This is a genomic window from Reyranella sp. (assembly GCF_965279465.1).
Classification (GTDB): domain Bacteria; phylum Pseudomonadota; class Alphaproteobacteria; order Reyranellales; family Reyranellaceae; genus Reyranella.
This window is the reverse complement of the sequence record NZ_OZ257242.1, coordinates 5,741,810-5,756,652: the sequence shown is the minus strand read 5'-3', so window position 1 is coordinate 5,756,652 and position 14,843 is coordinate 5,741,810. Positions and strand designations below refer to the sequence as shown.

The window sequence follows — 14,843 nt, the reverse complement described above, 5'->3', positions numbered from 1 at the left end:
CAATAGCGTCGCGAAGCGGCGGGGGAGAATGGGGATGAGCGGGGAGAATGTGAGTTTTAGTCTTCAGAACGTGAAGACGGCGGGCAGCGCTCGCCAGTATATCCGGTTTAACCAAATTTTCGCCGAAGGAGACGTGCCGCAGGGCCAGTCCGTCAGCGCCACGATCGGCACTCAGACTATAGCGTTACAGATGGACGTGGTGTCGCGCTACGCCGACGGGTCGGTGAAGTCGGCCGTTCTGACCGCCGTCGCGCCGACAATAGCCGCCGGCACCACATTGCAGGGCAGTTTGACGCCGAGCAGTGCGACGGCGGGGACGGCCATCGCGGCCAATGCGGCCCTGGCGCAGGGCTACGATCTCAAGGTCAACATGGACATCGCGGGCTTGGGCGCGGTGACGGTCGATGCTGCACAGAAGCTCTCCGCCGCTGTGTCGGGCAACAATTTCGACGTAATCCGCCAGGGCCCGCTGGCCACCGAAATCAGTTTCGACGTGGCGGTTACCCGCGCGCTACGCCTCACCTTCGATGTCGTAACCTATGCCGATGGCAGCGTCTCGACCAAGGTGTGGTTCCGGAACGACGCCGCCATGGGTTCCTCCGGCGGCGCAATCCAGTTCAATAGCCTGTCGATCGTCGAGGATGGTACCACCCGCTTCAGCAAGACAAACCTGACCCAGTACCAGTACCAAGTCTGGGCGCAGGATGTCACTGGGGACAGCAGCGCCACGCAGACGCTGAACGTCAAGCATGACATCGACTACCTGGAGCGGACCGGCGCCATCTGGAGCTACGACCTTACCGCCTCGGTGGGCGCGGCGGGCGCGGTGCCGAGTTCTTGGACCAATGTGCTCGGGGGCAACGGGCTTACCCAGTACATGCCAACCACGGGTGGGCGGCCGGACATCGGCCCGACCACCGACCTGAACGCCCGCTGGCTAATCACGCAGGATGCCTCGGCCGCCGCCCTCGCTCTTGCCCAAGACCAGGCCGCAGGCAGCATTCCCTGGCATTACTACGACAATACCAAGGGCCATTACCTTGCGGTCACGGACTATCCCCAGCTGTGGATCGACGGGCGCGGCGAGGTTCGACCCTCCCAAATTGCCGGTTCCGAGTCAGGCTGGACCACCGACCGCTCGCACAGCCCGGACCTCTCGTACGTCGCTTGGCTGATGACGGGCGACCAGTACCATCTCGACATGCTGAATGCCCAGGCCTCCTGGGTGATCGCCAATACCTGGAACCCTTCGCGTCAGGGCGCGAAAGGTCTCGTCGCCAACGGGGTCGAAGAGCTGCGTGTGCAGGCTTGGTCGCTTCGCACGGTGCAGGAAGCCGCCTACGCCAACCCCGACGGGTCCTACGAGAAGGCCTATTTCACGCAGATCGCGAACAACAACTGGGCCTTTCTGCGTGCCACGACGGCGACGCTCACTGTCAAGCAGGGCGAGGTCCACGGCTATTTCGAGGGCAACTATGGCGGCGAGGTGATTGCGCCCTGGCAGCAGGATTTTTTCGCCAGCACCGCCGCTCTCGGTGCACTTCAGGGTAACGAGGATGCGCGCGCCGTGCTGAAATGGGAGGCGAATTTCCTCAGCGGGCGGTTCCTCTCACCCGACCTCAATCCCTACAACGGCTTCAACTACACGCTTAACGTGTATGATAGCGCCGGCAACGCGCTGACGAGCTGGGCCGACGTGGCGGATGGCTTGCGTTCCTGGGGCAACTATCAGACTGGCCGCTCTGCGTTCAACGACGGCTACTACGCGGAACTCGCCGCGATGAGCAACGCGAACATCATCAGCGTGTTCGCGGGCGGCGACGATCCCACCGACCACCGCGTCGCGGCCGATGCGATGCGTGCTTACGGCTGGATCATGGGTTCCGACATGCCGTACCTTCGGGCCGATCCGCAGTACCAGATTGTCCCGCGCTTGGCCGACGGCGGGCAGATTGGCGTTACGAAAATGCGCGTCGTCGCACCCACGGCGCAGAACACCACGCTCACCTTCACCGGCGACAACGTCTTTGCCTTTGATCAGGGGATCGGCCGCACAACGCTGAACGGCACGGCCGGCGCGGACGTGATCATCGACAATTCGACCAATGGCGGCGATCGTCTCGCGGGCAACGGCGGCGACGACTATCTGATCGGTGGCACTGGCGCCAATGTCTTCGCGCCGGGCGCCGGAAACGACTACGTTTTGATCCGCGGCGGCGCGGCGCGCCTCGAGGTGAGTGCCGCGAGTTCTGGCCGGCTCGAGATCGAGGGCTTTCGGCCCGGCACGGACATCATCGTCCTGACTGGTACGATTTCGCTCGCATCAATCCTCGCCTCGGCCGTGTCGGATGGGTTCGGTGGCACGCGGATTACCATTTCGCCTCAGCGGACCATCCGGTTGAACGGTATCGCGCCGTCCGGGATCAGCGGGGCCATGTTCGACGTCAGCGGCACCGTGCCGATCAACGTTATCTTAGGCACGACTGGGGCCAACACGCTTATCGGAACCCCCGGATCCATTGCGATGCAGGGCGGCGCTGGCAACGATACCTACTACGTCGACGATGCTGGCGATACGGTGATCGAGAAAAGCGGTGAGGGAACGGACCTGGTCAACAGCTCCGTCAGCTTCAACCTGACCGGCCAGTATATCGAGCGGCTGACCTTGACCGGCAGCGGCAATATCAACGGCACCGGCAATTCGCTTGCCAACACTCTGACCGGAAACGCCGGCAACAACGTCCTCAATGGCAAGACGGGCGCGGATACGATGACCGGCGGCGCCGGCAACGACACCTACACGGTCGACAACGCCGGCGACGTCGTGGTCGAGAAAAACGGCCAGGGAACGGACCGGGTCAACAGCTCCGTCAGCTTCAACCTGACCGGTCAGTACATCGAACGGCTGACCTTGACCGGCAGCGGCAATATCAACGGCACCGGCAATTCGCTTGCCAACACTCTGACCGGAAACGCCGGCAACAACGTCCTCAATGGCAAGACGGGCGCGGACACGATGGCAGGCGGCGCCGGCAACGACACCTACGCGGTCGACAATGCCGGCGACAGGGTGATCGAGAAAGACGGTGAAGGAACGGACCAGGTCAACAGCTCCGTCAGCTTCGACCTGACCGGCCAGTTTATCGAACGGCTGACCCTGACGGGCAGCGGCAACATCAACGGCACTGGCAACTCGCTCGCCAATACCATCACCGGCAACGCCGGCAACAATGTCCTCGACGGCAAGACGGGCGCGGACACGATGACGGGCGGCGCCGGCAACGACACCTACACGGTCGACAAGGCCGGCGACCTCGTGGTCGAGAAAAACGGTGGAGGAACGGACCAGGTCAATAGCTCCGTCGGCTTCAACCTGACCGGCCAGTACATCGAACGGCTGACTCTGACGGGCAGCAGCAACATCAACGCCACCGGCAACTCGCTCGCCAATACCCTCACCGGCAACTCCGGCAACAACGTCCTGGATGGCAAGACGGGCGCGGACACGATGACCGGCGGCGCCGGCAACGACACCTACACGGTCGACAATGCCGGCGACCTCGTGGTCGAGAAAAACGGCGGAGGAACGGACCGGGTCAACAGCTCCGTCAGCTTCGACCTCAGCGGCCAATACATCGAACGGCTGACCCTGACCGGCAGCAGCAACATCAACGGCACCGGCAACTCGCTCGACAACACGCTCGTCGGCAACGCTGGCCGCAACTTCCTCAATGGCGGAACGGGTTCGGACGTGCTGACCGGCGGGCTCGGCGCCGATGTATTCGTCTTCAGAAGTGCCCTTGGCTTGTCCAATATCGACACGATCACCGACTTCGACGTCGCCGCGGACACGATCCAACTCGACAACGCGGTCTTCACGGCCATCGCGGGCACCGGGACGCTGAGCCTTGCCCAGTTCGCCGCCAATGCCAGCGGCACGGCGCAGGATGCCAGTGACCGCATCATCTACGAAACCGACACCGGCAAGCTGTTCTACGACAGCAACGGCAACGCCGCCGGCGGTGCGACACAGTTCGCAACGCTCTCCCCCGGCCTCGCGCTGAGCAACGCCGACTTCTCCGTCGTCTAGGGGCAATACCCCAGCAATCTGCTCGACCAGAGCGGAGGGTGTGATTGTCTGTTGCCAAGGAAGTGGACCCGGTGCGACCTAAACTGCTCTGGCTCGACGATCACCATTGGCAACAGATCGAGGCACGTTGCCGACCGGCGTAAGCAGCAGGAGGCGATACATACCTCACGTTCCTGGACGATATGCTGCCCTTCGGCGCTGCCGATGATGGCGACAGGGCCCGGCGGCGATGGTCACTCTCGAGCGCCGAGCTGATCCGCACGGCGCGCTGACCGCCGAGGGGATGCTTAGCCAGCAGCGCCCGGGACTTGCATCATCCGATTGCACTGGGTGTGCCAAAATCCACGGCCAATCGCAGGCTTAAACAATCCCACAAAAGTGAAGGGGTGACTTATCCTGTGTTAATTCGGTGACCTCTGCACCCTTGTACGGTTCCTTACCAAGCTGGTGGGGGCCGAAAGATGCAACAGGGTATCGCGACGATTGTCATTGAGCCGCGTTCGCTGGTACGCGAAGCACTTGTCTCGCTTATGGCCAGCCATTCTTATCGGGTAGTTGGAAGCGTTGCTTCAACGACCGACATCGAAAATCCATTGCTTGTCGTAGATGCGCCGAGGCTCGTCATTCTTGGTGCGCTGCCGGTCGACGAGGCGGCCACGGCCGCGGCCAACATTCGCAAGCGCTGGCCGGAAACCAAGATCATTCTACTTTTCGATCGTACGTCGGCGGCCGATTGTCAGACGCTGCTGGCTTCGGAGATCGATGGATTCATTCCACTGTTCGCGTCGCCCGATACGCTTGTCGGCACTCTCCAGCAGATCATCAAGGCAAACCTCAGGATCCTGATCCTCAAGACCGAGATATCGCCGATGCCCAGCTCGATGGAGTGCCAGGAAAAAGTCGATGAGCTAGGCTTGGCTCCAAACAATCCGGCACCGGGCGACGATGCGGAGGATGGTGCCGTTGACCGGAGCAATTCGCTTCGAATTGTTCATGGCCTATCCCAGCGCGAGGAGGAAATCCTCAAGAGCGTGGTGAGGGGCCATTCAAACAAGATGATCGCGCGCACGTGCGGTGTTACCGACGCGACGATCAAGGTGCACATGAAGTCGATCCTGCGGAAGATACGCGTGGCGAACCGAACGCAAGCAGCCATTTGGGCGCTCGAGCAGGGATTACGGTGCTGATTGCATTTGCCGCTCGCCCGCGCTTTGAAAGCGTCGGGAGAACTGCCACTCGCCGCTATCGGCTGTGTATCAAGCGACATCCGGAAGTGCCCCTGGCGACAGCTAGAACTGCTCCCCGTTGATTGAGGGGAGGCGGTTCATCCGCGGAGCCCACAGGAGGGCATCGCGCAGGCGATAGCTGTCGCCGCGGATGGTGACGACGTGGCTGTGGTGGAGCAGGCGTCGAGGATGGCGGTGGCCACGACCGGATCGCCGAACACGAGCCTCACTCGGCGACCGAGCGGTTGGAGGCGATCAGCAGGCTGCCACACTCGTGACGCCGCGACACGAGCTGGAAGAACAGGTGCGCGCATTGGGATCGAACGGCAGATAGCCGAGCTCGTCGATGATCAGCAGCTTGGGTTTGGCGTAGAAGGCCAGGCGCTCCTCCAGCCGTCCCTCGGCGGGCGCCGTGACCAGCCCGGCGACGAGCGCCGACACGAACAGCACCGAGTAGCCCTCGCGGATGGCCCCACGGCCGAGCGCGATCGCCAAGTGCGTCTTGCCGACGCGAGGCGGGCCGAGCAGCAGCAGCGCGTCGCCGTTGGCGACCCAGCGGCACGCTGCCGGCGCGCGGATCTGGCCCTTGTCGAGCGATGGCTGGGCGGCGAATTCGAAGCCATCGAGATCGCGCAGGGTGGGGAAGTGGGCGATCTTGCTGGCCATCTCGATGCGCCGCTCGTCCTTGCGCGCGACCTCGCGCCGGCACAGCAGGGCCAGTGTCTCGCCCAAGGTCAGCTCATCGGTGCGATGCCCGCGAAGTGTGCCGGCTCGACCAGTCGTCGGCGCCGTCCGGCCGTCTCAGGATGGGCCGCAACCTCCTGGCCGCGGTGCTCGATGCTGACCCGCCCGCCGGCCACCACCCGCAAGGTCTGGCCGATCAGCCGCCACGGCACGCTGTGGGCGTTGGTGTCGACCTCGATGCAGCAATCCGAGGTGTGCGCGACCAGCGCCCGCGCATTGTCCAACAGCACCTCCTGCGCCACCCCGCCGAACGACATGAAGGCACCCTCAAGGTCGTCGAACACAAAACGTCGGTCAGACTCTTGGCCACGCTGGATTGGGCTAGCGGGGCCTACTGGTCGGTAACCGCCGCGCGCGAAGTCTACGCTGCTCAGTCCCTAACTTCGGGGGGCCCGTCTAGTGCCAAGGGTGCGGCAACTCGTACTGAGTCTGCCAGGGCTTCCGCCCGTGTGGAAAATGTCTTCTCTGACCGCGCCATTTCAACTGAGTCCTGCTGGCGGATGATTTGCCAGCCAAACGGTGCGGTCGATGGACCCCGGCGGGTGATCCGCAAGAGATACCGGATAGGGCTGCTCATTTTTTCTCGAGACCCACCCTGAAGCTGATCCATCTGTTCTGAGTCACATGAGATGCGCTCGGCTCAAGGCCTGTCATCCCCGACCAGATGCTAGAGGCCTCGAGCATCGCGACGACCAGCCACTTGGCATACGTGCCCCTTCGGAGCAACGTCCACACGCAGCCGCAACGACCAAAAATGTAGCGCCAAAGACTATCCCCACACCCCTCGCGCCTGTTCCATTGGCAAATAATATGAACGGCGGCAAGCTAATTTTGGAAGCTGCGTCCGTGCAGGTCCACTTACTCAGTCGATTTGCTCCATGCTCTAGGTGGTTGGGAAGTTTACCAGGCTGGCGGGCCATCATATCTGCGAATGCCGCACCGTGGGCTGCGCCGGCTTTGCGGCGTTTCATCGGGCGCGTCGCGTCGTGCGGGGAGCGTCGAGAGGGCCGACTTCATGGTGGTCGTTGCGAAAACTCGACGGACTGCTGGACGATCAATGGATTCCGGCCGCGTCATCTGAAGGCGCGGGGCGAGCTGTTCGTGCAGGTCCCGAAGCTTGCCAAGACAGCGGGTTTTGTAACGCCGGGGTACGGGGCGCTGATGGCACGAACATCAAGGCGAACGCGTCGCGGCACAAGGCGACGAGCTGGAGAAGCGGGAAACGAGTTGCAAGCCGAGCTTGATCACTGGTTGGCAACGACGGAGGCATTCGAACGCGAGGACGGCCATCAGACAAGCCAAGGTCGAAGTGGGCTGAAGCCAATGCGGCAGCCGAACTATCTGTCAGTTTCGATGTCTATCTTCCATTTCGACAGAAGATCTCGCATATTCAAGTACTTTCCGTCGAAGTTGGCGAGCTGAGCTAGTCGTTCCCTGCTTGCGACTTCAATAGTCCGCTTCTTATTCGAGAGAGCGCCAAGTTTCCGAAGATCTCGAATAATACGATTTACGCGGACGACGGAAATCCCTCCGGCATCGGCTAAGTGGCCCTGCGTGAGAGGGATTGTGGCACTGCTGGTATTGATCGCCTCAAGTCGAGCTAACTGTTCGCAGAGGATGCCAGCAACCTGAGCAAGGGCTGCTCGCCCACTTGTATTGAGCAGTTTTTCACGAACGATGCTCGCCTCAAGCATCGAAGCGCGCCAGAATGCCAGACCGATCTTAGGGCGCCGTAAAAGCATTTGATCGAGGTCGTCATAGCGAATTGTGCCGATCGAGCAGTCGGTCAAAGCCGTCACCGTTACAGTCTGATCCATACCCGGCAGAACGCATCGATAGAGGTCGCAAAAGTCACCCGAGTACTGAAAGGTGTAGATTCGGCGGCTGCCATCCTTAAGTCTCTTGTGCGTGCACGCCACACCCTTCAGGAGCACCGTTAGTTGTCGTGGCGGACAATGCGTATCGCCAATACTTGCACCGCGGTTCACGGTCTTCCCGGCCTTTACGAGCCTCAAGGCGTTTCGGAGGTCTGATCCGGAGCTAAGGCCGAGACTTCTGAATTTCAAAGCCAGGGCGTCGAGCTCGCCGGCCTCTGCAGGCTTCATCGAGCCAACCATCGCCGCCTCCATGCTGAAAGAACGACCGGAACTACGACTGGCAGAGCTGCCGGCATAGACTGAGCGAGACTGCTCGGGTGCCTCGAGAAATGAAAACAGACGGGATCGAGCCACGGGCGATAATTGCGGATGTCAACGAAATCCTGGGTCTTGGGTGCCCTGAACTCACCGTCGAGATGAACCGGCATCTGCCACGATTTAATGAGGCCAACGGTCACAGTCGCTTGCATCGCATGGACTCCGGTCGAATGCATTGATAGGGCAACGAGAAATTGTTGTGGTTCTCACAAGGCTTGCGATCCTCATCGACATCAATATTTTGAAGGTTTCCTGTGATATCTCGCGGTTCGACTAAACGCCGCCGAAGTCCGCCTTCCTTTCTGTCACTTCTTTTGCTCAGACTAAGACCGGAATTGCAGATCTCAATCGCGACGGGGTGAGGACCTGACGGTTTGGTTGCGGCGAGCAGGACAGCACTAATAAGGCGAGCATCGGCCTGAGGGCCTGGCGTCACTTCATGCCGCGATTGGCTGGCGTAAACTTCGCGCTCCAATTCGATATCTGTCCGCTTGAGATGTCTCATCCGCTTCTGGACAACACGCCGCCCCTCGGCATGACCGCGTCGAGGTGCGGCGGCTCGTCATCTGCCATGCTTTCAGGCAACTACGTCCCCGCTAGCTCACCAATTGGCCGGCGCACATCTCTCACGCGCAGACTTCAGCTAACAAGCGGCCTGCATCGGACACACACTCGACAACCGCCAGGAAGGCAAAGATGCGCGTTGCCGTGCCGGATCCGATCACTCGCCGTGCAGGCTTTGAATGCGAGTGCTTTGCGGAAGATGGCGGATGACACATGGCAGATGATCGTTTGGCTGACGTTGAGGCGCGCCCTATCTTGACCTGCCAGCCAGAAAGCAGCTGCGGCATATTCAAATAGCTTCCCTCAAAAAGCGCGATGGAGACGAGGCGTTCTTTGTCTATTACTTTGACGGTGCGCTTCTCTTTCGACAGAACATTTAGTCTCCGAAGCTCCTGGAATGTGCGATTGGCGTGTACGATCGAAAGTCCCGCCGCATCTGCCAAGTCTATTTGTGTGAGTGGAATGGTAGCATCGTCGATGCCAGCTGCTTCCCGGCGGGCCAATTGCTCGCACAGGAGGTGGGCGATGCGCCGAAGCGCCGGTTGTCGCCCAACGGTGAGCGCCTTCTTGCGGATTATGCTCGCCTCGAGCATGGTTGCGCGCCAAACAGCCAAGCCCAATGACGGATACTGCGCTATCAGTCGCTCGAGGTCCTTGTCCTCGATGATACCGATCGAGCAGTCCGTCATCGCCGCAACAGCGACTTCACTGCATGCTTTTGGCAATACATGCCGATGAAGATCGCAGAAGTCGCCAGGATACTGGAATGAATATATCTGGCGGTGGCCGTCCTTGAGCCGCTCGTACAAGCAGGCCACCCCTTCCACAAGCACCGTTGAGCATCTCCGCGACCTATCGGAGGCTATTATATCCTCACCTCGACTGATGCCCGCTTTCACGTTGATGCAATTCAGAACGGCATCCAGTTCCCTGTCACTCTCCACGCCCAGATTTCTGAGCTTCTCTATGAGAGGACCAAAGGCTTGCCGCCCTGGTCGCTTTGCAGAATTAGCCATGTGCAAACCCCAAGAAAGATAGTCCATCGGACATCTTATGCAACCAAGCGGAACCCACCACCTCCTTGAGAAGTCCCGCACCCCTGCGGCGATTCCCACAGCCCTATGAAGCTCCCTACACCCCTGCGGAGAGCTGCCCCGAAGACCCTACACTCATCGCGTTGATAGTTGCAATGTCAGAACAAGGATGTGATAGGCATCACATCTGTGCGGGTAGCTGTGCGAATTGCACCGCTTTTTTTTCCTGAATGCGAAGTGTCACTCTGTGGAAGGATCAATGCGACTCTATCGGGAGTGGGGTCGCTTCAGTTCTTCCATCTCGTTCCCTCGAAACGCGGAAAGATCCGACCACATCTTCCTACTTGCAACGGCGAATTGGTGCCAACGTCCTGGTTTCTGGGGCAGCGCTGCACACCGGCCTTGGCTCGCTGATTTTGCCGTTGCAGGCAAGCGGGGTTATTCGGCTTACTTTGCAGAAGCAAGAAGGGCGTTACAGAGCCTAATATGAGCTTCGGAAATGCACACTGGAAGGCGTAAAGGTGATGGCGGGTCGAACTACTTCCCTCGATTCTCGCAATCTGGTGTCGGCGCTCCCGGCTGAGTGCTCCTCGCGATTGCTGGCAGAGGCCCCGACGATAAAGCTCATGAAAGGGCAGGCACTCTTTGAAATCGGTGCTCCAGGCGATGGATGCTATTGGCTCAAGGAAGGCGCGCTCAAGGTTGGCGTAGCCTCAAACCAGGGCGCGGAGCGAATCCTCGCGATCCTGGGAACCGGATCAATTGTGGGAGAACTCGCAATGATTGATGGGCTACCAAGGTCTGCTTCGGTTCATGCGCTGAGAGACAGCAAGTTGACCTTCATCGCCCGCAGCACCTTTTTCGAATGCTTGCGTGCATCTCCAGGACTGTACGCCCACCTCGTGGACAGCCTTGCCGCACGACTGCGGCAAGCCAATGAAGAGGTTGCGGCCGCGAGCTACCTTTCGCTCAAGGCTCGCGTTGCACGCGCGCTTCTTCAGTTCGCCAAGCACCTTGGCGAACCCACGGGCACGCCGGACCAAGTCGTTGTCCGCGACTTCCGCCAACAGGACGTGGCCGCACTGGCTGGCGTGGCACGCGAGAACGTCAGTCGAATCCTGAGTGAATGGAGAAGGCAAAAACTCATCGTCCAACAGTCGCGGTCCGTCTATCTAATTCTCAAGTCGGGGCTGGATCGAGAGGCTGGTGTGCGGTCGAAATCATAGCTGAGACTGTCTGCCGATCCGCGGCCGCCTACGAGCTACCCCCTATGCATTCGTGAAGCTTGGCTCTCCGGGGCATACTCTTTCCACTATCGCCAGCTGCTTTTGTTGGTGCGTTTCTCGCTACAAGGGATCGCATCGCGAGGGATGATTTCCGGGGCAACGGAGTTTCTCCCCTTATTTTGATCTTGTTCCACCGAATTGTGGGAGTGAAGAATGGCTCTGACGCCCCAGTTCCTTCGCGCGCGAGCGCTGCGCTATCAGCGACTGGCTCTTAAGGTCCGCAGAGAGGCAGGCGCAGAATGGGGAGATCCGATTGCTCCGCGCCTGATTGAGCTCGCAGAGAAATTGGAGCGGGACGCGGTACAGGACGACCAGGAGGCTGGGATTCTATCGAAAGCGTGGGACGCTGGAATTTCCCGCCCACTTCCCGAGTGATGGCGGCAGCTTACTCTCGAAAGGCTCGGGTGACGCAGACGATCGGTTGTCTTCTCGTTGCTTGACTTCCGGGCGCCTTCCCCAGGTGGAGCAGGGGAGCTTCTTGCCCCTGTAATTCTCTCCCGTTAGCCAGCAAGCGTCGAGAAATAGGTGGGCCTCGACGCGTTCAGGATCGACTACGCATCGAATCTGGCGGAATGCTCGACCTCATTTCGGGGGACCATAAGCGGCGCCTTGCGTCCGGATCACCGGGAAACTGCGCCTGAAGCCGCTTGAGCTTGGCATCCATTTCCACGATCAAGTTCGTCAGGCGCAATCGCTTTCTCTCAAGCCCGCCACCCTCAACCGGCTCGGAATAACGCCTGCCGTTTATGGCGACTTCAACGTCCGTCAGCTCCATCAGAGATTTCTCAATCCCGCGCTTCAGGGCTCTAATCCTCCGAGCCATCGTCGTATCGCTATCGCCCACACCGCTCATAAGCCACCTCATCGTCGGCCCGCGCCGGGATAGTAACCGTGAGTGACGCCAACGCGCCGACGCAGAGGACTGACCACACTTGGGCTACCCCTCGAGCGAGGCGGCCTGTTGGCACGAGGTTACCGCTGTGCTTTCTGCCGTCGCGAGATAAGAAACGTCCGCGCGCTCTTTCTCCAGAGTGACGTGCCATAATGTGAAGTCCGCGGCAGCGCGGAACTGCACGGCTGGTCCGCTGGGCTCAATGCCGCCACGGCCGATCCAGTACTGCATGGCGCGGGATAAGGGCGGCCCCGCACGGGCAGGGTATACCCATGCAGGGCCTAACCACTCACTGCTGGGTTTGGGGTGTGCAGCGAGGGCTGTGGCAACCTACCCCACGCGCGGGCAACCGGGGGTGGCAGCAAAAGAGCTACCTACAATGGGACGTGCGCAGCACCCGCCAATTCCTGCATGCAGTTCGAGGGATGATGTCGGCCCCGATCGAACGATCGGCGCGGCCGGTTCGCCCCCTCAGGCCGGCGGCATTTTCTCGAGTATCGGCAGGGCCGGATCGACGTGGTCCCACGCGGGACCGCGGACACCGTAGGTCACCACTTGCGGCGTATACCGGCCCGGATCGTCGAGGCTCGCGGCGTGCACGGTGAACAGGTCGGGCATGGCCGCGAACGTCAGGTAGACCGGCGATCCGCAGGCGGGGCAGAAACCCCGCGTCTTGACGTTGCCGCTGTCGGCGACCGCGTCCCAGTGTGTCGCCCGGCCCGCAACCTTCACCTGCGCGCGCGACGGGAAGGTCAGGTAGGAGCCGTGCCCGGTGCCGCTCGTCTGCTGGCAGTCGCGACACTGGCAGTGGTTCATGAAGATCGGTTCGGCCGAAATCTCGTAGCGGACCGCGCCGCAGGCGCAGCCGCCGGTATAAGCGTCGCTCATTCTTCTCTCCTGTGATGAAGCGTCGGCAACGGCCCGGCGCCGGGCCCGGTCAGTCCTGCTCGCCGGCGATGGCGCCGAGGTTCGGGACGACCTTCTTCCAGCCACTGCCCATGGTATCGAGCGCGGACTTGTTCCTTGGCACGACGAAGCCGGCATGGACGAGGCGCAGCCGCGTGCCGTTCGCCGTCCGGGAGAGCGTCCAGGTGACGATCGTGTCCAGCGGCGCGCCGTAGCCGACATTCTCCTCGTGCCCGCCCGTCCAGCTGTAGACGAGCCGCTCGTTCGGGATAACCTCCAGCACCTGGCAATGAATGACGCCGTCCCATGCCCCGCCGGGCTTGGTCTGGAAGGTGAAGCGCTTGCCTTTCACCGGCTCGAACCCCGTCTGAGCCATCAGCCAGCGGCCGATCAGGGCGCCGGTCGTCAGCGTCTTCCATATCTTCTCCGGAGGATGCGGAAAGACCTCCTCGACCACGATGTCCCGGGTGTCGATGGCAACGTCGTTCATGGATCGATTTCCTTGAGGAGGGTACGGAGGTCGGCAAACCGGTCGCGCCAGAAGGCGCCGTAGTGGCCCATCCAGTCGGCCAGCGGCTCGAGCCCCTCGGGCCGGGCGCGGTAGTAGGCGTTGCGGCCCTCAGGGCGTTCGACGACCAGGCCCGCCAACTTCAACGACTTCAGATGCTGGGAGATGGCTCCCTGCGTCACGCCGCTACCGCGCGTCAGCTCGACCACGGTGATCTCGCCGGACCGGACGATACGCTCGAACACCGCCCGCCGGGTCGGAACGGCGAGCGCCTGCATAACGGCGTCGATGGGGGCGGTTGCGGGCATGGCCTAGTAAATAGTATATACTAATCAATTAGTCAAGGCTATTTTATGGGATCACTTGGCGATGGCTGATCCATTTCGTCCAGCGCTTTCATTTCGGCCTCCACGTTGGCTGGTTGTCGCGTTGCCGCCGGCTGTCTCGCACCCATCGCGCTGCCGGTGACATGGATCAACGTACCCACCATCATGGCCATCGAAAGAGGGCGCGCTCGCGACAAGGGTAGCCGCGTCCTGGCGATGGGAGCCTCGTACGATCCATGAAAGACAACAGCATCCACCGCGCCGTCCGCGAGGGCCGTGCCGCGCTCGGGACCGGGCTCAAGGAGTTTGCGTCGCGCGGCGTGCCGTGGATCATCGAGGCCGCGGGCTTCGACTACTGCATGATCGACCACGAGCACGGCGCCTTCGACCTCGAGACGATCGCCAATCTCGCCGGGTGGTTTCAGGCTACCGACGTCTCGGCGATCGTGCGGATCCACAAGTCCTTCACCTACCTGATCCCGGCGATCCTCGATCAGGGGATCATGGGCGTCCAGGTCTCGGAGGTCGACAGCGTCGAGGAGGCGCGCGCGATCGTGCGCGAGGCGAAGTATCCGCCGATCGGCAATCGCGGCATCGCGGGGCAGGGGATGCATACCGGATACAGGGGCTATGGCGCGCGTCACGCGTCCGAGTACGCACCCTGGGCCAACGCCAACATCATCGTCTGCGTGTCGATCGAGTCGCTCGAGGGCCTGGACAATGTCGAGGCGATCGCCGCTGTCGAGGGCATCGACATGATCGCCTACGGCCACTCGGACCTCAGCGCGCGCCTCGGCGTGCATCTCCAGCTCGAGCACCCGACATTCAAGGCCGCCGTGCGCCGGATCGCGGACGCCTGCAACGCGCACGCCAAGCTCGCCCGCGGGTCCGCGGAGACCGAGGCGCAGATCGAAGAGTACTGGCGCCTCGGCTGCAAGGTGCTGAACCTGCCCGGCAACGACATCAGTACCTATCTCGATGGCCTGAAGGCGCGGGCGGGGCGCGCCCACGCGCGGCTGAAATCGATCGGTGTTCCGACGCCGTGAGACACACTGAAAATAAGGGGAGGACA

General features: G+C 61.4%; 11 protein-coding genes and 1 pseudogene. 4 read left to right on the top strand and 8 right to left on the bottom strand.

Annotated features, from left to right (window positions below; all coding sequences use genetic code 11):
* Nucleotides 1-34: 34 nt before the first annotated feature.
* Both ACQY8M_RS28130 and ACQY8M_RS28125 read left to right on the top strand, forming a co-directional pair.
* Nucleotides 35-4,090: a hypothetical protein gene (locus ACQY8M_RS28130; protein ID WP_428662811.1), complete on the top strand. Its 4,056-nt coding sequence runs from the start codon at nucleotides 35-37 to the stop codon at nucleotides 4,088-4,090.
* Nucleotides 4,091-4,551: 461 nt separating this feature from the next.
* Complete coding sequence (locus ACQY8M_RS28125) at nucleotides 4,552-5,277, top strand: DNA-binding response regulator (protein WP_428662809.1); 726 nt, start codon at nucleotides 4,552-4,554, stop codon at nucleotides 5,275-5,277.
* Between the two features lie 162 nt (nucleotides 5,278-5,439).
* On the opposite strand, the pseudogene istB reads toward ACQY8M_RS28125, so the two are convergent.
* The 4 genes and pseudogenes from istB to ACQY8M_RS28105 all read right to left on the bottom strand — a co-directional run.
* Nucleotides 5,440-6,054, bottom strand: a pseudogene (gene istB, locus ACQY8M_RS28120) (IS21-like element helper ATPase IstB); the annotation flags it as partial.
* A complete protein-coding gene (locus ACQY8M_RS28115) occupies nucleotides 6,051-6,317 on the bottom strand; it encodes a Mu transposase domain-containing protein (RefSeq protein ID WP_428675517.1) in 267 nt (88 codons plus the stop codon). The pseudogene istB and the gene ACQY8M_RS28115, both read right to left, overlap by 4 nt.
* Before the next feature lie 1,080 nt (nucleotides 6,318-7,397).
* The gene (locus ACQY8M_RS28110; RefSeq protein WP_428662807.1) at nucleotides 7,398-8,177 is read right to left on the bottom strand and encodes a Crp/Fnr family transcriptional regulator; all 780 of its coding nucleotides are present in this window, start codon (nucleotides 8,175-8,177) and stop codon (nucleotides 7,398-7,400) included.
* Between the two features lie 704 nt (nucleotides 8,178-8,881).
* Nucleotides 8,882-9,835: a Crp/Fnr family transcriptional regulator gene (locus ACQY8M_RS28105; protein ID WP_428675516.1), complete on the bottom strand. Its 954-nt coding sequence runs from the start codon at nucleotides 9,833-9,835 to the stop codon at nucleotides 8,882-8,884.
* 644 nt (nucleotides 9,836-10,479) lie between these two features.
* Between ACQY8M_RS28105 and ACQY8M_RS28100 the strand changes: the two genes are divergently transcribed.
* Nucleotides 10,480-11,079 carry a Crp/Fnr family transcriptional regulator gene (locus tag ACQY8M_RS28100; protein WP_428662805.1) on the top strand — a complete coding sequence of 200 codons (600 nt, stop codon included), beginning with the start codon at nucleotides 10,480-10,482 and terminating at the stop codon, nucleotides 11,077-11,079.
* A gap of 601 nt (nucleotides 11,080-11,680) precedes the next feature.
* On the opposite strand, the gene ACQY8M_RS28095 is transcribed toward ACQY8M_RS28100, so the two are convergent.
* From ACQY8M_RS28095 to ACQY8M_RS28080, 4 genes are all read right to left on the bottom strand, one after another.
* Nucleotides 11,681-11,914, bottom strand: coding sequence for a hypothetical protein (locus tag ACQY8M_RS28095; RefSeq protein WP_428662803.1), 234 nt, complete (start codon nucleotides 11,912-11,914; stop codon nucleotides 11,681-11,683).
* 588 nt (nucleotides 11,915-12,502) lie between these two features.
* The gene (locus ACQY8M_RS28090; protein WP_428662801.1) at nucleotides 12,503-12,919 is read right to left on the bottom strand and encodes a GFA family protein; all 417 of its coding nucleotides are present in this window, start codon (nucleotides 12,917-12,919) and stop codon (nucleotides 12,503-12,505) included.
* A 49-nt stretch (nucleotides 12,920-12,968) separates the two neighbouring features.
* The gene (locus tag ACQY8M_RS28085) at nucleotides 12,969-13,427 is read right to left on the bottom strand and encodes an SRPBCC family protein (RefSeq protein WP_428662798.1); all 459 of its coding nucleotides are present in this window, start codon (nucleotides 13,425-13,427) and stop codon (nucleotides 12,969-12,971) included.
* Nucleotides 13,424-13,753 (bottom strand): ArsR/SmtB family transcription factor, encoded by a 330-nt coding sequence (locus ACQY8M_RS28080; protein ID WP_428662796.1) that lies wholly within the window; start codon nucleotides 13,751-13,753, stop codon nucleotides 13,424-13,426. The genes ACQY8M_RS28085 and ACQY8M_RS28080 overlap by 4 nt, the downstream gene beginning before the upstream one ends.
* A 254-nt stretch (nucleotides 13,754-14,007) precedes the next feature.
* Between ACQY8M_RS28080 and ACQY8M_RS28075 the strand changes: the two genes are divergently transcribed.
* Nucleotides 14,008-14,817: an HpcH/HpaI aldolase family protein gene (locus ACQY8M_RS28075; protein ID WP_428662793.1), complete on the top strand. Its 810-nt coding sequence runs from the start codon at nucleotides 14,008-14,010 to the stop codon at nucleotides 14,815-14,817.
* The last annotated feature ends 26 nt before the right edge of the window (nucleotides 14,818-14,843 follow it).